This is a genomic window from Mixta intestinalis (genome assembly GCF_009914055.1).
GTDB classification, from domain to species: domain Bacteria; phylum Pseudomonadota; class Gammaproteobacteria; order Enterobacterales; family Enterobacteriaceae; genus Mixta; species Mixta intestinalis.
In genome coordinates, this window is the sequence record NZ_CP028271.1 from 4388760 (window position 1) to 4408067 (window position 19308).

Sequence of the window (19308 nt, forward strand, 5' to 3'; positions counted from 1 at the left end):
GCACGCGGCTTTCTCCCGTAACGGCGGCGCACGGCATCAGGTGCGCCGCTCCGTTTATCCTTAATGATTTTTCTTCTGATACCACCATACGGCTTCCCAGGGACGCAGCATCATTTCGCCGGGCATGGGTTTGGCATCGGGATAGTTACTCATTAACACGTCCCACTCCTCGCCGAACGGCTCCTCAGGATGCCAGGCCTGCGCATCACGACTGAAGTTAGCCACCACGATCAGCGTTTCGCCTTCATACTGACGCCGGTAACACCATAAATAAGCGTGATTCGGTAGCAGATCCAGATAGTCGCCCCAGGTCAGGATCAGATAGCGCTTACGCAGCTGAATCAACTTTTGGTAGGTATAGAAAATTGAGTCGGGATCGGCGATAGCCGCTTCCGCGTTGATGGTTTCATAGTTGCGGCTCATGCCGATCCACGGCGTGCCCTCGGTAAAACCGGCGTTTTCGCTGGCGTCCCACTGCATCGGCGTACGTCCGTTATCGCGTGACTTGCTGGCCAGAATCGCCAGCAGGTTTTCGCTATCACGCCCCTGGGTACGCAGCTCGGCATACATGTTATGGCTTTCAATATCGCGATAATCGATGATGCGGGTAAAGCCAGGGTTAGTCATTCCCAGCTCTTCGCCCTGATAGATATAGGGCGTGCCCTGCATGCCGTGCAGCACCAGCGCCAGCATTTTCGCCGACGGCACGCGGTATTCGCCATCATCGCCCCAGCGCGACACCACACGCGGTTGATCGTGGTTACACCAGAACAGGGCGTTCCATGCGCGGTTGCACATCCCCTGCTGCCAGTGGGTAAAGATTTTCTTCTGCGCCACCAGATCCAGCGGCGTTAGCGTCCATTTCTGGCCGTTGCGGAAATCGACCTCAACATGGTCGAAGCTGAACACCATCGACAGTTCGTCACCTTCCAGCGAGCCATACTGCTGGCAATGTTCCAGCGTGGCGGAGGACATCTCGCCTACCGTCATCAGCTCACGTGGACGAAATACGTCGCGGCTCATTTCGCGCATATATTCATGGATGCGCGGGCCATCAGTATAGAGGCGCAGGCCGTCGCCGTCGGGATCGTCAGGGAAATCCTGATGTTTGGAAACCAGGTTCACCACATCAAGACGCAGCCCGTCAATACCACGATCGGCCCAGAAGTTAACAATCTGCTTTAACTCGGCGCGAACGTTTTCATTCTCCCAGTTGAGATCCGCCTGCTCCGGTGCCCAAAGGTGCATATAGTACTGATTACTCTCCGGATGCCAGCGCCAGGCGGAACCGCCAAATTTGGATTTCCAGTTATTCGGTGGCTCGGTGGGCGTTCCGTCCCGCCAGATATAATAATCGCGGTAAGGGCTTTCCGGATTCAGCGATTCGTGAAACCAGTGATGCTGCGTAGAAGAGTGGTTAAACACCATATCGAGGATAACGCGCAGCCCGCGCTTATGCGCCTGTTCAACCAGATGATCGAAATCGCTCATCGTGCCGTAAGCGGGATCGATGGCGGTATAGTTCGCTACGTCATAGCCGTTATCAACCTGTGGTGAAATATAAAAAGGCGTCAGCCAGATCGCATCAACACCCAGCATTTTCAGGTAGTCCAGACGTTGAATCACACCGGCCAGGTCGCCTGTGCCACTACCGGTCGTATCCTGAAAACTTTTGGGATAGATTTCATAAATGACACCGTTCTGCCACCATGGTGGAGTTTTATTCATTGCTCAGTCCTGATTGCTTATCGGGGCGAAAACCTCCGCCCGTTTTATCGAAAAGTTTCTTTTTTTCTTCCCCAATAAGGTTAGCTATTCCTTACGATTACCACACGCCGGAGAAAGCTGAATTCACCTAAAAAGCCACTTTTTGCTACCGCCACCGGGGTAAAAAATAGTGACGTTTCATAAAGTAGCATAATGACAGCATCCGCCAGGCACACAGGTAAAAGTCTCTACAGGGATGTTGCAAAAATTTTCCGTTACCGCTGATTCTGCCATATTAAGCCGATTTTACAGGGAATAAGCAGGTTATAAGCGCGGTAAAAAGGCAGTTTATGCCGCAAGCGTAGTTAAAGATTTTTTTGAACAGGTTGCAGCAGAGGTACAGAAACCGGGAGGGATTAACGACGCACGGCAGAAAAGCGGTCGGAAGAAGAGTGGTCGATATCCAAGGCCGCGTCTGTATCAGGCTCGGCCTTGCGCATTTAGCAGGACAGGCATTTAGCGACGTACGGCAATCGCTTCAATTTCAATTTTTACATCTTTCGGCAGGCGAGCCACTTCTACGCAGGAACGAGCCGGGAAGGGCGCGCTATGCTCGCTGAAGAATGCTTCGTAGGTGGCGTTAACGGTGGCAAAGTCGTTGAGATCTTTTACGAACACCGTTGTTTTTACGATGTCGCTAACTTTCAGACCGGCCGCTTCGACGATCGCCTGAACGTTTTCCAGCGACTGGCGTGCCTGAGCGGCAACATCGTCAGCAACTGCGCCGGTTTTCGGGTTGACCGGGATCTGACCAGAGGTAATGATCATGCTGCCAAGGTCCACACCCTGAACGTACGGGCCGATCGCGGCTGGGGCATTTTCCGTGCTGATTTCGCGTGACATATTTTCTCCTGATTAATGACCTGTTGCGGACGGGCGGCCTGCCCGCCGCTTCGCCTCCATTATAGGGAGACGAAAAGTGATTACCAGTTTGCCAACACGACCTGGTGCGCAAATTCTTTCTCGCAATATTTGCATTTAAGCCTCACTGACTCGTCGCGTTTCCTTACCTTAAAGCTGGAAAAGACCGGTTCGCTGCGGCTGATGCAGTTACTGTTGGGGCAGATCAGCACGCGTTCGATGCGATCCGGCAGCGTCGGCACGATCTTGGCAACCACCTGATAATCGTCGATGCGGTTAACGGTGGCGTGTGGCGCATAAACCGCCAGCTGATTGATCTGATCTTCAGTTAAGAAGGTATTTTCAATCTTAATCAAATCCTTGCGCCCCAGCTCGCCGGATGGCAGGTTAAGGCCGATAGTGATGCGCTGATCGGTTTCCGTCAGGCGGAACAGCGTCAAAAGCTTAAAGCCTACCTGCGCCGGAATATGGTCGATTACCGTACCGCGTTTGATCGCTTCTACCTGTAATTTACTTTGCATCATCATCTTCTCCCTCTTACAGAACCGGATCGCTGTTCAGTACCAACGCCAGAAGCGCCTGGCGTGCATAAATGCCATTGCCCGCCTGCTGGAAATACCAGGCGTAGGGCGTTTTATCTACGTCAGTGGCGATTTCATCGACGCGCGGCAGCGGATGCAGCACCTTCATATTGTCGCGTGCGCCTTGCAGCGTGGCGGCACGCAACACGAACTGCGCTTTGACGTTGGCGTATTCAGACGGATCGAGACGCTCTTTCTGCACGCGCGTCATATATAAAATATCTACCTGCGGTATCACCTCTTCAATGCTGTCGTGACGGCTCCACGCAATGCCCTGTTCGTCCAGCATATCGGTAAGATAGGCGGGCATTGCCAGTGCTTCAGGTGCGATAAAGAAGAAGCGGTTGCCTTCAAACTTCGCCAGCGCCTGGGTCAGCGAGTGCACGGTACGGCCATATTTCAAATCGCCTACCATTGCCACGTTCAGATTGCTCAGGCGGCCCTGCGTTTCCTGGATGGTAAACAGATCGAGCAGCGTCTGGGTTGGATGCTGGTTCGCGCCGTCGCCCGCATTCAGTACCGGAATATTTCCGGAAAACTCGGTAGCGAGACGGGCCGCGCCTTCCTGCGGATGGCGCATGACAATCGCGTCAACGTAGGTGCTGACCACTGAGATGGTATCGGCCAGCGTTTCGCCTTTTTTGCCCAGCGAGGTATTGCTGCTGTCGGAAAAGCCCACTACCGACGCGCCCAGGCGATGAATCGCCGTTTCAAAGGAGAGGCGAGTACGCGTTGAGGCTTCGAAGAAGCAGCTGGCAACCACCTTATGCTTCAGCAGCTCCGGCTGCGGATTGGCCTTCAGGCTGGCCGCCGTATGCAGCACCAGCTCCAGCTCCTCGCGGCTGAGATCGTTAATCGAAATAATATGCTTATGATACAGCGGGTTCATGCGTCGCTCTCCTTTAGGCATGCCGGATTAAGGACGAAAAAAAAGCCCCTACAATGAGGGGCTTTCTTACGATCGGTAACTGACGGAAGGAAATAAGCGCTACGCCTGCATTCAGGCATAAAAGAGCGCGACATATTTTACTGCTCAGCTGCATAGATCCTCCCGGCAAATTGTCGGGCATTATACGCATTCAGTTCACGGCTTCAAGCAAAAAAAACGCGCCATATAATCGTTTGCGTATCCTTATCAGGCCGGTTTTACCAGCGTAGCAATCATTACCGCCTTAATGGTATGCAGGCGGTTTTCTGCCTGATCGAACACAATGCTGTGCTCGGATTCGAAGACTTCATCGGTTACTTCCATCCCGCCGTGCAGATCGTACTGCTCGGCCATCTGCTTGCCCAGCGTGGTTTGATCGTCATGCAGCGCAGGCAGGCAGTGCAGGAACTTCACCTGCGGATTGCCGGTAAGTTGTAGCATCGCCATATTGACCTGATAGTCACGCAGCAGCGTGATGCGTTCTTGCCAGCGCGCTTTCGCCTCGCCCATGGAAACCCAAACGTCGGTATAGATAAAATCGGCCTGGCGTACGCCTTCAGCAATATCTTCCGTGAGGGTAATGCGCCCGCCGTTCTGGCTGGCAACCGCCTGGCACTCCGCTACCAGGCTCTCTTCCGGCCAGCAGCTTTTCGGCGCGACCAGCCGCAGATCGAGGCCGGTTAGCGCGGCAGCTTCCATCATGCTGTTGCCCATATTGTTGCGCGCGTCACCGACATAGGCCAGCTTCATCGCCCGCAGCGATTTCTGCGGCAGATGTTCCTGCATCGTCAGCAGATCGGCCAGCAGCTGCGTAGGATGAAACTCATCGGTCAGGCCATTCCATACCGGCACGCCAGCGTACTGTGCCAGCGTTTCCACCACCGCCTGACCGTGACCGCGATATTGAATGCCGTCATACATACGTCCCAGCACGCGCGCGGTATCTTTAATCGACTCTTTATGGCCGATCTGGCTGCCGCTGGGGCCGAGATAAGTAACGTGTGCGCCCTGGTCATACGCGGCAACTTCGAAAGAGCATCGGGTACGTGTCGACTCTTTTTCGAAGATGAGCGCAATGTTTTTACCGCGTAACTGCTGTACTTCGTCACCCTTTTTTTTTGCGATTTTTAATTCAGCGGCGAGCGCCAGCAGTGCATTGATTTCTGCCGGGGTGAAATCGAGCAGCCTGAGGAAATGGCGTTGATAAAACTGGCTCATACAGCACTCCTTGTCTTTTGATGAATGAATTTAAATTCAATTTAAACGTATGAATATTCATTTTCAACCCCAGGCGCAATAAACTTTCGCTTTTGTGTAGTGGCGCGAACGGCAGTGTGGGAAAATAATCACAATGTTTGCCACACACTGAGGAACCCATCATGGCATATGAAGAATTGCTGGAAGAGCAGCGCGAAGAAACCAGAGCGATTATTGAAGAGCTGCTGGAAGATGGAAGCGATCCCGATGCGCTCTATACCATTGAGCATCATCTCTCCTGCGACAGCTTCGACGCGCTGGAAAAAGCGGCGGTAGATGCCTTTAAGCTGGGTTATGAAGTGACCGAGCCCGAAGAGCTGGAGCTGGAGGATGGCACCACGGTAATGTGCGTGGATATCCTGAGCGAGCTGGCGCTCAATGTCGATCTGATTGACGCGCAGGTTGAGCAGCTGGTTAACCTGGCGGGCAAACATAACGTTGATTATGATGGCTGGGGCACCTACTTCGAAGATCCGGACGGTGAGGATGAAGAAGATGAAGAGGGCGATTACCTGGACGACGATGACGATGGCGTTCGCCACTGATCTTCCGTTGTTTTCCTGATTAATCCGGCGCGCTGTGGATGCGGCGCGCTCCATTAACCGTAGCTATGTCATGAACTACACCGATCTGCTTGCTCCCGTTCACCAGTTTCTGCACTGCCGCACGCCCCAACTCTGGATTGATGAGGCGCGTAAAGCGGAGCATCTTCCTTTGCTGCTCACCGATCATATGATCTGCGAATTAAAAGCGGCTCAAACGGCTACCTGGCTGATCCGTAAATATGTAGCGGATAAACCAAGCGGTGACGCCATGCTTGCCTGGCTCCAGCCCTACGAAGCCTTTATTCATCGCGAAGATCGTGACAGCGGCTTTATCGAGGCGCATAAAAATCTGTCGAAACGCATTATCGCCCGCAACGATATCCCGTGGGGCGATGAGCTGCTGGATAAAATGGTGCTGTTGATCAAAGAGGAACTGCACCATTTTTATCAGGTGTGGGAGATTATGCAGGCGCGCAACATTCCCTATCGGAAAATCAGCGCCAGCCGCTACGCCAAAGGCTTGATGCGTGAAGTCACCACCCATGAGCCGCTGACGCTGGTGGATAAGCTGATTTGCGGCGCTTATATTGAGGCGCGCTCCTGTGAGCGCTTTGCCAGCCTGGCACCTTATCTGGATGAGGAGCTGGCAAGATTTTATCTGTCGTTGCTGCGCTCCGAGGCGCGTCACTATCAGGATTATCTGGCGCTGGCGGCGCGTATCGCTCCCTTTGACATCAGCGCACGCGTGCGTCTTATTGGCGAAACGGAAGCGCGCCTGATTCAGGAGCCGGATAACGAACTGCGTTTCCACAGCGGCGTCCCCGCCTGGCGGCTAACCCAGTAAAAAACGCGCAACTCTCTCGCCCGCGCCTGACACCATGTTCGACAGCGGGCGAGCAGGTCGCTTACAGCGTCTTTAACATGGTTACTTCACAATCAACGTGACCGGTGCAGCCCAGCGGGCCATCGATATGCTGAAAGCCCAGCTTCTCATACAGCCGGATCGCCTGAGTCAGGCTGGCGGTGGTTTCCAGATAACAGCGCTTAAAGCCGCGCTCGCGGGCAAATTCAAACGCCTGCAACGCCAGTCGCCAGGCCAGCCCGCGTCCGCGCAGCTGCGGCATAAAATACATCTTTTGCAGCTCACAAATATCAGGTGCGCTGCACTGCAAAGGCGCGATGCCGCCGCCGCCAACGATTTTGCCATTCAGTTCAATCACCCAATAGGCGCTGTTCGCTTCGCTATACAGCTCAAACAGACGATCAAGATTAGGATCGGCAACGGTATAGCCTTTATCGGCGGTCAGGCCGAATTCTGCCGATACGTGACGAATAACCTGGGCAACAAAGGGGTTATCCGCCTCGCGGATGGGGCGAATGCGCAGCGAAGTGTCGGTGGCGATAGTCATACGTCTGGCCTGAATAAAGAAACGAAAAGAGTGTAATAACACCGCTGACGGGGCGATGCAATCTCTGCGGCATTGAGAAAAATTCAGCCATTGCGTTCTCAGCGAAAAGCGTTGCCGTTAAGCGCAATCACAGAGTAATAGCCAACGGCTACCGCTTTACGGCAGGCAAAAAAATACCCCGCCAGCGGATGCTGACAGGGTAGGTTAGAAAGGCTGCCTGTTGACGGCAGAAAGCGCGTATTACAGCGCGGCGATCACGCCCTGCTGCTCAATCAGTTTGGCTTTGCCCTGTTCCAGCTCGGTCATGCGATCGCGCTCTTTGGCGACGACAGCTTCAGGTGCGCGGGCGACGAAAGATTCATTGCCCAGACGGGACTGAATTTTTTCCATCTCGGCTTCAACTTTCGCCAGCTCTTTCGCCAGACGTTCCAGCTCCGCCTCTTTATCCACCAGACCGGCCATTGGAATCAGCAGCTCAGCACCGTCCACCAGTTTGGTCACGGAGAGCGGGCCTTTATCGCCCTGCGGCAGCAGCGTGATCTCGCTCAGACGCGCCATTGCCTGCAGGAAGCTGCGGTTTTCATTTACGCGACGCTGTGCGTCGGTGCTGGCACCGCGCAGCAGCAGTTCCAGCGGCTTGCCCGGAGAGATATTCATTTCTGCACGAATATTACGCACCGCAACGATCGCCTGTTTCAGCCACTCGGTATCCGCCAGCGCTGCCTCATCCGCTTTCGCCGCATCGTAAGCCGGGAAAGGTTGCAGCATAATGGTATCGGCGCTGATATTTTTCAGCACTTTCACGCGCTGCCAGATGGTTTCGGTGATAAACGGAATGATCGGGTGCGCCAGACGCAGCAGCGCCTCCAGCACCGTGACCAGCGTATGACGCGTGCCGCGCAGTTCCGCTTCAGAACCGTTATGCATCACCGGCTTGGTCAGTTCCAGATACCAGTCGCAGAACTGGTTCCAGGTAAACTCATACAGGATATTAGCGGCGATATCAAAGCGATAGCTGTCCAGCGCCTCGCGATAGGCTTTCACCGTATTGTTGAATTCTGCCAGAATCCAGCGATCCGCCAGCGACAGCGTCATATCGCCGCCGTTCTGCCCGCAATCCTGATCTTCCGTGTTCATCAGCACGAAGCGGCTGGCGTTCCACAGCTTGTTACAGAAGTTGCGGTAGCCTTCCAGGCGTTTCATATCCCAGTTGATATCACGTCCGGTTGAAGCCAGCGCTGCCAGGGTAAAGCGCAGCGCATCGGTGCCCGCCGGTTCGATGCCGTTCGGGAATTGCTTCTCGGTGCGCTTGCGGATTTTTTCCGCCAGCTGCGGCTGCATCATATTGCCGGTGCGTTTTTCCAGCAGCGCGTCGAGAGCGATACCGTCCACCATATCCAGCGGATCGATAACATTGCCCTTCGATTTCGACATCTTCTGGCCTTCCTCATCGCGGATCAAACCGGTCATATAGACGGTTTTAAACGGCACCTGCGGCTTGCCGTTTTCATCCTTGATGAAGTGCATGGTCAGCATGATCATGCGCGCGATCCAGAAGAAGATGATATCGAAGCCGCTCACCAGCACGCTGGTGGGATGGAAGGTACGCAGCGCGTCGGTATTCTCCGGCCAGCCGAGAGTAGAGAAGGTCCAGAGGCCGGAAGAGAACCAGGTATCCAGCACGTCATCGTCCTGACGCAGCGTTACGCTGGCGTCGAGCTGGTTTTCCGCACGCACTTCTTCTTCGCTGCGGCCTACGTAGACGTTGCCTTCAGCGTCATACCACGCCGGAATGCGGTGGCCCCACCAGAGTTGACGGGAGATACACCAGTCCTGAATATCGCGCATCCAGGAGAAGTACATATTTTCGTACTGTTTCGGCACAAACTGAATGTCGCCGTTTTCTACCGCTTCCACCGCCACTTTTGCCAGCGGGGCGGTACGCACGTACCACTGATCGGTCAGCATCGGTTCGATAACTACGCCGCCGCGATCGCCATAGGGCACGGTAAGGTCGTGCGGTTTAATTTCTTCCAGCAGGCCCAGCTCATCAACGGCGGCAACTATCGCCTTACGCGCGGCGAAGCGTTCCATATTGCGGAAGGCTTCCGGCAGCGTTGCGGCATAAACGTCAGTTTCTTCACCGTTGGTATCGTATACCTGCGCGCTTTCACGGATATCGCCGTCAAAGGTCAGGATATTGATCATCGGCAGCTTGTGGCGGCGGCCCACTTCGTAGTCGTTGAAATCATGCGCCGGGGTGATCTTCACACAGCCGGTGCCTTTTTCCATATCGGCGTGCTCGTCGCCCACGATCGGAATACGACGGTTAACCAGCGGCAGCATAACAAACTTGCCGATAAGGCTCTGGTAGCGCGGATCTTCTGGGTTGACCGCCACGCCGGTATCGCCCAGCAGAGTTTCCGGACGAGTGGTAGCAACCACCAGATAATCTTTGCCGTCAGCGGTTTTCGCACCATCCGCCAGCGGATAGCGGATATGCCACATCGATCCTTTGATCTCGCGATTTTCCACTTCCAGATCGGAAATGGCAGTGCGCAGTTTCGGGTCCCAGTTTACCAGGCGTTTGCCACGGTAGATCAGGTTCTCTTTATAGAGGCGAACAAACACCTCTTTCACCGCGTTGGAGAGGCCTTCGTCCATGGTGAAGCGCTCGCGCTCCCAGTCCACGGAGTTGCCGAGGCGGCGCATCTGACGGGTAATGGTACCGCCGGATTCGGCTTTCCACTGCCACACTTTTTCAATAAAAGCATCGCGCCCGTAATCCTGGCGAGTTTTGCCCTCTTCAGCGGCGATTTTACGTTCCACCACCATCTGGGTGGCGATACCGGCATGGTCGGTGCCCACCTGCCACAGCGTGTTTTTACCCTGCATACGCTGGTAGCGCACCATGGTATCCATAATGGTTTGCTGGAAGGCATGACCCATATGCAAGCTACCGGTGACGTTCGGCGGCGGGATCATGATGCAGAAGCTTTCCTGGCTGGTATCGCCATTCGGTTTGAAGTAGCCCTGCTTTTCCCAATGCTCGTAAAGCGGCTGTTCGATCTCTTGCGGATTATATGTCTTTTCCATTTCTGCTATGTCGTTTGCGGCTGTGGCGGGGTTGCCGTATTCAAGTGGAAGCCGACGCTGCGATAGGCTTTGTAGCGTTCACGCGCCTGCTGTTTCAATGATTCTTCATAAGGGACAAAGTCTATCACTTCATGGAAAGCGGTGGCAAAATCTGCAAACTGCGGCAGCAGGCTGATCAGCAGATCGCGCGGCGCGTTGCCGCGACGCTGCGGCCAGGCCAGCTCTACCGGCGCGCCATATTTGGGGCCCTCACCGGCGAGATTATGCGGCACAAAGGCTTTCGCCGGACGCTGCCACAGGGCTTCGTCCAGCCGCACGGCCTGCTGTTCATCTTCACAGGCTATCAGCACGCGCTTACCTTCGCGCCAGCGCAGCTCTGCTAAATCGCAGACCAGCGCCTCGACCGCGCTCAGGCCGTCCGTCTGTGCGTCGGTTTCCAGAAGATAGAAAGTGGCCTTTTTCATGATGTATGCCTGTCGGCGTATGGCGTGTTGCCAGACGCTGAATAGTAATAGGTTCAGTTATGAAGCACCCAGCCGCCACAGATGCAGCGGCTGGATTAAAACAGCCTAGTCGTCGCCGTTCATTCCGGCGCGGTTCAGCAGGAACTGCGACAGCAGGGCCACCGGGCGACCGGTAGCGCCTTTTGCTTTGCCGGAGCGCCAGGCGGTTCCGGCGATATCCAGATGCGCCCAGTTATATTTACGGGCAAAGCGTGCCAGGAAGCAGGCGGCGGTAATTGCACCGCCTGGACGACCACCGATATTCGCCATATCGGCAAAGTTCGATTCCAGCTGCTCCTGATACTCATCGGCCATCGGCAAGCGCCAGGCGCGATCGCCCGCCTGCTCGGAAGCGCCGATCAGCTCGTGTGCCAGCGGGTTGTGGTTTGATAGCAGACCGCTGACATGATGGCCCAGCGCGATCACGCAGGCACCGGTCAGCGTAGCGACGTCGATCACCACTTCCGGATCGAAGCGCTCCACGTAGGTCAGCGCATCGCACAGCACCAGACGCCCTTCGGCATCGGTATTCAGCACTTCTACCGTCTGCCCGGACATGGTGGTCAGCACGTCGCCCGGACGGAAAGCGCGTCCGCCCGGCATATTTTCACAGCCCGCCAGCACGCCAACCACGTTCAACGGCAGGTTAAGCTCTGCCACCATGCGCATCACGCCATATACCGATGCGGCACCGCACATATCATATTTCATCTCATCCATGCCTTCGGCCGGCTTGATAGAGATGCCGCCGGAGTCAAAGGTCAACCCTTTGCCTACCAGCACAATCGGTTTCGCTTCCGGGTCCGGGCTGCCTTTATAGTCGATCACTGACATCAGCGATTCGTTTTGCGAGCCCTGGCCCACCGCCAGGTAGGCGTTCATACCCAGCTCTTTCATCTGCTGCTCGCCGATAACGCGCGTGGTAATGTTGCTCCAGGCATCGGCCAGCTGGCGTGCCTGTGAAGCGAGATAGGCAGCGTTACAGATATTCGGCGGCATGTTGCCTAAATCTTTCGCCGCCTTCACACCGGCGGCAATAGCCAGACCGTGCTGAATCGCGCGTTCGCCGCTGGTTAGCTCGCGGCGTGTCGGCACGTTAAACACCATTTTGCGCAGCGGGCGACGTGGTTCGCTTTTGTTGCTTTTCAGCTGATCGAAGCAGTAGAGCGTCTCTTTTGCCGTTTCTACCGCCTGGCGCACTTTCCAGTAGGTGTTGCGCCCTTTAACGTGCAGTTCAGTCAGGAAACAGACCGCCTCCATCGAGCCGGTATCATTCAATGTATTAATCGTTTTCTGAATAACCTGCTTATACTGACGTTCATCCAGCTCGCGTTCTTTACCACAGCCAATGAGCAAAATACGCTCAGAAAGGATATTCGGCACATGATGCAGCAGCAGCGTTTGACCCACTTTACCTTCCAGTTCGCCGCGGCGCAGCAGGGCGCTGATGTAGCCATCGCTGATTTTATCCAGCTGTTCGGCGATCGGCGACAGACGGCGCGGCTCGAAGACACCCACAACGATACAGGCACTACGCTGTTTCTCCGGGCTACCGCTTTTTACACTGAACTCCATGCACTCTCCTGAATCTTAAAGACAACGGCGCTGGCTGCGGCTAGAATGTACCGCCTCGTAACGCTGACGCCGTTGCGTACGACGTTTCCAGTAAAAAGGACGTCAGTTTGTGTTTCAGTGACTTTGTTATTTTTTACGTCACCTGAACGCTTGTGTCATACAATAGATCTATGACGACGGCCATTGATGATTAAAAATGGCGGATAAGCGTTGAAACTATCGATTTTCCAGCAAAAAGACAAGTTTTCACAGGCATACGAAGCGTGATCATCATTAGATATCTGGTTCGGGAAACGCTAAAAAGCCAGCTGGCAATACTCTTTATCCTGCTGCTGATCTTCTTTTGTCAGAAGCTCGTCAGGATTCTGGGCGCGGCGGTGGATGGCGAGATCCCGACAAACTTAGTTCTTACCCTGCTTGGGCTCGGCGTGCCGGAAATGGCACAGCTTATCTTGCCGCTCAGTCTGTTTCTGGCCATCTTAATGACGCTGGGGCGGCTCTACACCGAAAGTGAAATTACGGTGATGCACGCCTGCGGCCTGAGCAAGGCGGTACTGGTAAAAGCGGCGATGTTTTTAATGCTGCTGACGGCGGCGGCGGCGGCGGTTAATGTGCTGTGGCTAAGCCCCTGGTCATCACGCTACCAGAGCGAAGTGACGCAGAATGCGAAAGCCAACCCCGGCGCGGCGGCGCTGGCAGCCGGGCAGTTTCAGCAGTCCAGCGACGGCAACAGCGTGCTTTTTATTGAAGACGTTAAGGGCAACGCGTTTGGTCACGTTTTCCTCGCTCAGCTACGTCCTAAAGGCAACGCCCGTCCTTCCGTTGTGCTGGCAGACAGCGGCCATATGGAGCAGCGGTTGGACGGTTCGCAGGTGGTGACGCTGGATAAAGGCACCCGCTTTGAAGGCACCGCGCTGCTGCGTGATTTCCGCATCACCGACTTCACTAACTATCAGGCGATTATCGGTTATAAAACCGCCACGCTCGATCCTGACGATGCGGAGCAGGCCAACTTTTCGAATCTGCTTCATAACGATTCGAAGCAGTTTCGCTCCGAGCTGCACTGGCGTTTGACGCTGGTCTTTTCGGTGCTGGTGATGGCGTTGATGGTAGTACCGTTAAGCGTGGTGAACCCGCGCCAGGGACGCGTGCTGTCGATGCTGCCAGCGATGCTGCTCTATCTGATCTTCTTCCTGCTGCAAAGCTCGCTGAAATCAAACGGTGCAAAAGGGCGGCTCGATCCGGCGGTCTGGATGTGGGTGGTTAACCTGAGCTATCTGGCGCTGGCGATTGTGCTGAACCTGTGGGATACGGTGCCGATGCGGCGTCTGCGCGCCCGCTTTACGCGTGGAGGTTCAGTCTGATGTTTGGCGTACTCGATCGCTATATCGGTAAAACCATCTTCAACACCATCATGCTGACGCTGTTCATGCTGGTGTCGCTCTCCGGCATCATTAAGTTTGTCGATCAGCTACGTAAAACCGGTCAGGGCGCCTATACCGCGCTCTCCGCCGGTTATTACACCCTGCTCAGCGTGCCGAAAGATATTGAGATCTTTTTCCCGATGGCGGCACTGCTTGGCGCATTGCTCGGCCTCGGTACGCTGGCGCAGCGCAGCGAGCTGGTGGTAATGCAGGCCTCCGGCTTTACCCGTCTGCAAATCGCGCTATCGGTAATGAAAACCGCGATTCCGCTAGTGCTGCTGACGATGGCCATCGGTGAATTCGTTGCGCCGCAGGGCGAACAGATGGCGCGTAACTTCCGCGCCCAACAGATCCTTGGCGGTTCGCTGCTCTCTACCCAGTCCGGGCTGTGGGCAAAAGATGGTAACAGCTTCATCTATATAGAGCGCATCAAGGGCAGTAATGAGCTGGACGGCATCAGCATCTATAACTTCAACGATCAGCGTCGGCTGATGAGCGTGCGCTACGCCGCTACCGCTATCTGGGATAAAGAGAAACGGCGCTGGAAACTGGGGCAGGTGGATGAGTCAGATCTGAGTGATGTGAAACAGATCACCGGCAAGCAGAGCATCAGTGGCGAATGGAAAACCAACCTGACGCCGGACAAGCTTGGTGTGGTGGCGCTCGATCCCGATGCGTTGTCGATTCGCGGCCTGCACAACTACGCCAAATATTTGCAGCAGAGCGGTCAGGAGTCCGGGCGCTATCTGCTGAATATGTGGAGTAAAATCTTCCAGCCGCTGTCGGTGGCCGTAATGATGCTGATGGCGCTCTCCTTTATCTTTGGGCCGCTGCGTAGCGTATCGATGGGCGTACGCGTGGTGACCGGCATCAGCTTCGGTTTTCTGTTCTACGTGCTGGATCAGATCTTTGGCCCGCTTAGCCTGGTGTATGGCCTGCCGCCGGTTCTGGGCGCGGTGCTGCCCAGCGCCGCTTTCTTTGCTATCAGCGTCTGGATGCTGATGAAACGTCGTTAATCTCCCGGACGCGGCAGCCAGTGCCGCGTCCGTTTATCTCTTCTCGCTTTTCTCTCTGTTCTGCATCTTGTATGGTCCTGGCTAAATAATTGTAAATTTGACCGCCTGTTACCTTTTCTGCCGCTGCGTTAATTAAAATGTTAGCGCCAAGAAGAGGTTAATAAGAAGTCTGCTCTTTTATTCTCACCATAGCCTGATGTGAAAATTTGTTGGTGAATAAAAAGCGATAAAAAACAGGGCCGCTCCAGGCGTTAATGTCAGTGGAATTTATATTTCTTAACAATTTGCCACGGCTGATTATTACATAAGTCACCGTTTGGTCTATGCTTTATAACTATTACGGTAAGTTATCGGTCACTGACATGATAATGAACGCATATTCTGACACGGCGCTATTTGCGGAGGTAATTAATGGATAAGAAAATTGCGCCGCAGCAGGAAAAGGCGGAACAGCAGGATGTCATTCCGTTGGCAGAAGAGCGGGCGGAGATCGGCACCACTCGCGTGGTGGACCGTCGCATCCGTATTCATCGTTCCACCACCAGCGCTGAGAAGCTACTGGAAGCAGAGCTCTGGCATGAAGAGGTGGAGATAACGCACGTTGAAAAAAATGAACCGATTGAGGAAGGTTATTTTCCCCAGGTTCGTCAGGAAGGTGACGTATTAATTGTGCCAGTAATTGAAGAGCAGGTAGAAATTATTCGTCGTCATATATTAAAGGAAGAAGTTCATATTCATAAACTGAAAAAGCGCGAGCATTTTCAACAACAGGTCACATTACGTAGCCAGGAGATAGAGATCAGCAAGGAAGATAATTAACCGTACACCTAAGCACGAGGAGACTATTATGGCACATGAAAAAATCGTTACTGCTTTTAATCAGCTACAGCAGGCGGAAGTCGCTAAAGAGAAACTGATTGCCGAAGGTATCGCGGAAAACCATATTGATATTATTTCCGGTGAAAGACTACGCGTAGAAGGTAAAGAGATCCGCCATCCCAGCTTCTGGCAGCGCCTGTTTGGTGATGACGTTGATGATGACTATGCCACCGAATACAACAAAGCCATTCAGGGCGGCGGCGTATTACTGACGGTGCGTGCGCGTAAAGAAGATGCCGATCGCATCGAAACGTTGCTGGATCAATACGCTAATGATTATTCTTCCTCTTATCGACATGCGGATACTACTGGCAAACAGCGCGAACACCTGGGTGAAACTAACGATCTCTCCGGGCGCACCACCTCGGCGGGTTTTAACGCAGGCTCCGCTGGCGTAACCGGCAATAGCGATCCTACCTCCGGTGTCCCTGGCACGCTGGATCACAACAGTGGCAAAACCACAGCGGGTAAAACCGGGGCGGCTGACCTGCTGAGCGGTAAACATAATGATGGCGTAACCGGAAGTGCAACAGGTGTTACCGGCACTTCCGCTACCGGCGTAACCGCATCTTCAGCAACAGGTGCTACCGGCTCGGCTGCTACCGGCGTTGCTGGTGCTGGCGTCACCGGCACTTCACTGACCGGTAAAGATCAGCACGAAGCGCTGAAGCTGGCAGAAGAGCAGGTGGACATTGGTAAACGTCAGGTACGCGACGGCACCGTACGTCTGCGTCGTTATACCGTTGAAGATGAAGTGGCGGAAGATGTTTCGCTGTTCGAGCAGCACGCGGATGTATTCCGTAATTCGGTTAATGAGCCTGCCTACCTGAATGATGTCGACTGGTCTGACAAAACTATTGAAGTGGAAGAGTCCCATGAAGTGCCGACGGTAAGCAAAACCGCGCATATTAAAGAGGAAGTGGGTATCCGCAACGAGACAACCGAACGCGTCGAGACGGTAAAAGATACCGTGCGTCGTCAGGAGGTTGAGGTTGAGCAGACCGGCGCAAAGGACCTCGATAAAGGCCTTGCCGCTACTACGGGTCTGGAGAAAGACCGTCTCGGTGGTACAACCGGCAGCCTGGAGAAAGACCGTCCGGCTGGCACTACCACCACCGGTTTCGAGAAAGACAGTCTCACCGGCACCAGCGATAAAGATCGTCTGGGCGGCCTGAAGAAGTAATTGTCACCCTTAGCCCGCGCTGAGCCATTGCCACAGCGCGGGCAGCTGCGTAATCAGCCACAGCAGCAGACCAATACACCCGCCTACCAACGTTCCGTTAATACGAATAAACTGTAGATCCTTACCAATATTCAGCTCTATTTGTTGTGACATTTCCTGCGCATCCCAGCTTTTTACCGTATCGCTGATATGACGCGTTAAAAATGTGGCAAATTCAGGCGCGATAGTCTGTGCCGCCTGTTCCATATGCTGATTCAGTGACGTGCGCAGCGCCTCATCATTCATCAACGTTTCGCCCAGCCACAGCCCAGCCTCGGTTATTCGCTCTCCAACGCGTGAATCTTCGGCGGTTAAATCCGTTTTCAGCCAGCCACGTAAATCTCCCCACAGTTCGCTGATATAGCGGTTAAGCGCCTCATCCTCTTTCAGATAGCCTTTGATAGTTTCTGCCCGCGCCGCCATATCAGGATCGGCTTTCAGACGCGCAATCAACTTTTCTACGGCGCGATTAAAACCCAGGCGCAGCTCGTGCCCCTGATCCTGGCTTACCTCATCCAGCAGTGAATTCACCGCGCTGGAAACCAGCTCCGCACTGTGCTCGCCCAGCCATTCCGTCGGCAGAACCTTTGCCTTAATTGGATGTTCGCGCTTCAGCCAGCGGACAATCTGCATGGCAATAAATTCACGCGTGCTGTCGCGGTTCAACAGGCGAAGCAGCTGATCGATAGCCGCATCCAGCAGCGCCTGATGGCGATTATTTTTCGTCAGGCTTTCCAGCAGCAGGGCGCTGGACTGGGTCAGATCGACTTTATCTATCGCTTTATGTACCGCTCGTCGAATAAATCGCTGGATACGTGCATCATCGGTAAAATCGAGGAAGCCGCGCATCAGCTGCAACAGATGTTGACCTACGCGCCGGGCATTATCGGGCGCGCTCAGCCAGCCGCCAATTATCTGCGCCGGATCGTGGCGGCGAATTAATGCCAGCAGCGAATCCGTGCCAAGGAATTTTTCCTGTACAAAACGTCCGAGGTTTTCGCCAATACGATCTTTATTACGGGGGATAATGGCTGTGTGACGAGAGATGAAGGGCACGCGTACGCGTCGGAACAGGGCAACGACGGCAAACCAGTCAGCCAGAGCCCCAACCATTGCTGCTTCCGCTACCGCTTTCAGCGCGCTAGCCCATAGCCAGGGCGGCATAAACAGGGTAGATATAAAAGTCGCTGCTGCAATCAGCAGCAGGGAAAGCGCCAGGCGCTTAGCTCGTTTCAGTTCGTTTATTTTCTCCATGCTATCAGCATAGCGTAGCACGTTAAGAAAATCGTGTTTCTCCGCGCTTGCTTGTTTCAGAAGCAACTATTAGCTGTGTCAGGAGAAAGTATTGGCTTCAGGTAAAGACAAGCCACAGCACCAGTAATGTCGCAAGCAATATGAACCACAGCGCGGCCAGCAGACGAACGCTCCCTCTTTTATTAAACAGTGAGAAACTTTTTTTCTCTGAAGAAAAGTCTGATGAGGAAAAGTTTACCGGCTTTTCGTCACACTCTTCTACCTGCGCTGAGAGGGTTATACCCTTTTTAGGTACGGTAATAATAATATTGTCATCAATACCTACCCGTTTCAGATTCTTCCTTAATATAGATATGTTCTGGTAGAGCGTATTAACCGTCACCTCCATACCATGCTTACGCCAGACTTCGTTCATAAATTCTTCCTGAGAAATAATGTCGCCCTTGCGTTCAATCAGTAACGCCAGACAACGGCTGGCAGGTTGATTAATTTTCGTGTCATTTCCCGGGTAAAATTTACTTGAAGTTAATGTATGATTTATCGGATCGAAGATAGCGTTGTTATTAATGCAGTAAAACATGGTTAATTCCTCGTCGATAGATTCCATAAGTAACAACATGTAGCTGGCGGGTAGCGGCTCAAGCTAACATAACAACATTATGCATTCAAACGCTCTTGAGAAATGAAGGGGATCCAGGCGATATATAATCTTATTTATTATATTTTTTAAATCTTGTAATTTTTAATTATGTATACTTTTGCTTTTAATTTATTGATTTTAATCATCTTTGCAGCGGATGCCGCTGTGGTTATTGCCAGTATTGCATTGATATTGTGAAATTTTATTTATTTTTCCTGAATTGTTAATTCTTCACTTTCTCTCATCTTTTTTTATTGTAATTTTAATGTCGACAAGATGATGTGAGAGTCAGGCGTTAGCCATCCTCATAATATGGAGTCGAATAATGTCCTGACGTGTTAATAACTCAGA

17 protein-coding genes are annotated in these 19308 nt (G+C 53.6%); 6 read left to right on the forward strand and 11 right to left on the reverse strand.

Features of this window, described 5'->3' with window-relative positions:
* Positions 1 to 60: 60 nt before the first annotated feature.
* From treC to argF, 5 genes are all read right to left on the reverse strand, one after another.
* A complete protein-coding gene (treC, locus tag C7M51_RS20425) occupies positions 61 to 1728 on the reverse strand; it encodes an alpha,alpha-phosphotrehalase (RefSeq protein ID WP_160623317.1) in 1668 nt (555 codons plus the stop codon).
* Positions 1729 to 2223: 495 nt separating this feature from the next.
* Complete coding sequence (ridA, locus tag C7M51_RS20430) at positions 2224 to 2610, reverse strand: 2-iminobutanoate/2-iminopropanoate deaminase (RefSeq protein WP_160623318.1); 387 nt, start codon at positions 2608 to 2610, stop codon at positions 2224 to 2226.
* An 80-nt stretch (positions 2611 to 2690) separates the two neighbouring features.
* Positions 2691 to 3155: an aspartate carbamoyltransferase regulatory subunit gene (pyrI, locus tag C7M51_RS20435; RefSeq protein ID WP_160623319.1), complete on the reverse strand. Its 465-nt coding sequence runs from the start codon at positions 3153 to 3155 to the stop codon at positions 2691 to 2693.
* 10 nt (positions 3156 to 3165) lie between these two features.
* The gene (gene pyrB, locus C7M51_RS20440) at positions 3166 to 4098 is read right to left on the reverse strand and encodes an aspartate carbamoyltransferase (RefSeq protein WP_160623320.1); all 933 of its coding nucleotides are present in this window, start codon (positions 4096 to 4098) and stop codon (positions 3166 to 3168) included.
* A 246-nt stretch (positions 4099 to 4344) separates the two neighbouring features.
* Positions 4345 to 5355, reverse strand: a complete 1011-nt coding sequence (gene argF, locus C7M51_RS20445) for an ornithine carbamoyltransferase (RefSeq protein WP_160623321.1) — start codon at positions 5353 to 5355, stop codon at positions 4345 to 4347.
* Between the two features lie 161 nt (positions 5356 to 5516).
* Here argF and rraB point away from each other — a divergent pair, with 161 nt between their 5' ends.
* Both rraB and miaE read left to right on the forward strand, forming a co-directional pair.
* Positions 5517 to 5939 (forward strand): ribonuclease E inhibitor RraB, encoded by a 423-nt coding sequence (rraB, locus tag C7M51_RS20450; RefSeq protein ID WP_160623322.1) that lies wholly within the window; start codon positions 5517 to 5519, stop codon positions 5937 to 5939.
* A 70-nt stretch (positions 5940 to 6009) separates the two neighbouring features.
* Positions 6010 to 6783, forward strand: a complete 774-nt coding sequence (gene miaE, locus C7M51_RS20455) for a tRNA isopentenyl-2-thiomethyl-A-37 hydroxylase MiaE (RefSeq protein WP_160623720.1) — start codon at positions 6010 to 6012, stop codon at positions 6781 to 6783.
* A 61-nt stretch (positions 6784 to 6844) separates the two neighbouring features.
* Here miaE and C7M51_RS20460 read toward each other — a convergent pair whose 3' ends face one another.
* The 4 genes from C7M51_RS20460 to pepA form a co-directional block, all read right to left on the reverse strand.
* A complete protein-coding gene (locus C7M51_RS20460; protein ID WP_160623323.1) occupies positions 6845 to 7348 on the reverse strand; it encodes a GNAT family N-acetyltransferase in 504 nt (167 codons plus the stop codon).
* Between the two features lie 240 nt (positions 7349 to 7588).
* Positions 7589 to 10444, reverse strand: coding sequence for a valine--tRNA ligase (locus tag C7M51_RS20465; RefSeq protein ID WP_160623324.1), 2856 nt, complete (start codon positions 10442 to 10444; stop codon positions 7589 to 7591).
* 5 nt (positions 10445 to 10449) lie between these two features.
* Positions 10450 to 10908 carry a DNA polymerase III subunit chi gene (locus C7M51_RS20470; RefSeq protein ID WP_160623325.1) on the reverse strand — a complete coding sequence of 153 codons (459 nt, stop codon included), beginning with the start codon at positions 10906 to 10908 and terminating at the stop codon, positions 10450 to 10452.
* Between the two features lie 105 nt (positions 10909 to 11013).
* Entirely contained in the window at positions 11014 to 12522 is a 1509-nt protein-coding gene (pepA, locus tag C7M51_RS20475) for a leucyl aminopeptidase (RefSeq protein ID WP_160623326.1), read from the reverse strand.
* Between the two features lie 263 nt (positions 12523 to 12785).
* On the opposite strand from pepA, the gene lptF reads away from it, so the two are divergent.
* The 4 genes from lptF (at position 12786) to C7M51_RS20495 (ending at position 17024) form a co-directional block, all read left to right on the forward strand.
* On the forward strand, positions 12786 to 13886 hold the full coding sequence (gene lptF / locus C7M51_RS20480; RefSeq protein ID WP_160623327.1) for an LPS export ABC transporter permease LptF: 1101 nt from the start codon (positions 12786 to 12788) through the stop codon (positions 13884 to 13886).
* Positions 13886 to 14962 (forward strand): LPS export ABC transporter permease LptG, encoded by a 1077-nt coding sequence (lptG, locus tag C7M51_RS20485; RefSeq protein ID WP_160623328.1) that lies wholly within the window; start codon positions 13886 to 13888, stop codon positions 14960 to 14962. The genes lptF and lptG overlap by 1 nt, the downstream gene beginning before the upstream one ends.
* A 411-nt stretch (positions 14963 to 15373) precedes the next feature.
* Entirely contained in the window at positions 15374 to 15781 is a 408-nt protein-coding gene (locus C7M51_RS20490; RefSeq protein WP_160623329.1) for a YsnF/AvaK domain-containing protein, read from the forward strand.
* Positions 15782 to 15809: 28 nt separating this feature from the next.
* Positions 15810 to 17024 carry a YsnF/AvaK domain-containing protein gene (locus C7M51_RS20495; protein ID WP_160623330.1) on the forward strand — a complete coding sequence of 405 codons (1215 nt, stop codon included), beginning with the start codon at positions 15810 to 15812 and terminating at the stop codon, positions 17022 to 17024.
* Between the two features lie 9 nt (positions 17025 to 17033).
* On the opposite strand, the gene C7M51_RS20500 is transcribed toward C7M51_RS20495, so the two are convergent.
* Positions 17034 to 18317 carry a DUF445 domain-containing protein gene (locus tag C7M51_RS20500; RefSeq protein WP_160623331.1) on the reverse strand — a complete coding sequence of 428 codons (1284 nt, stop codon included), beginning with the start codon at positions 18315 to 18317 and terminating at the stop codon, positions 17034 to 17036.
* A 97-nt stretch (positions 18318 to 18414) separates the two neighbouring features.
* Positions 18415 to 18897, reverse strand: coding sequence for a winged helix-turn-helix domain-containing protein (locus C7M51_RS20505; protein ID WP_160623332.1), 483 nt, complete (start codon positions 18895 to 18897; stop codon positions 18415 to 18417).
* Positions 18898 to 19308: the final 411 nt, after the last annotated feature.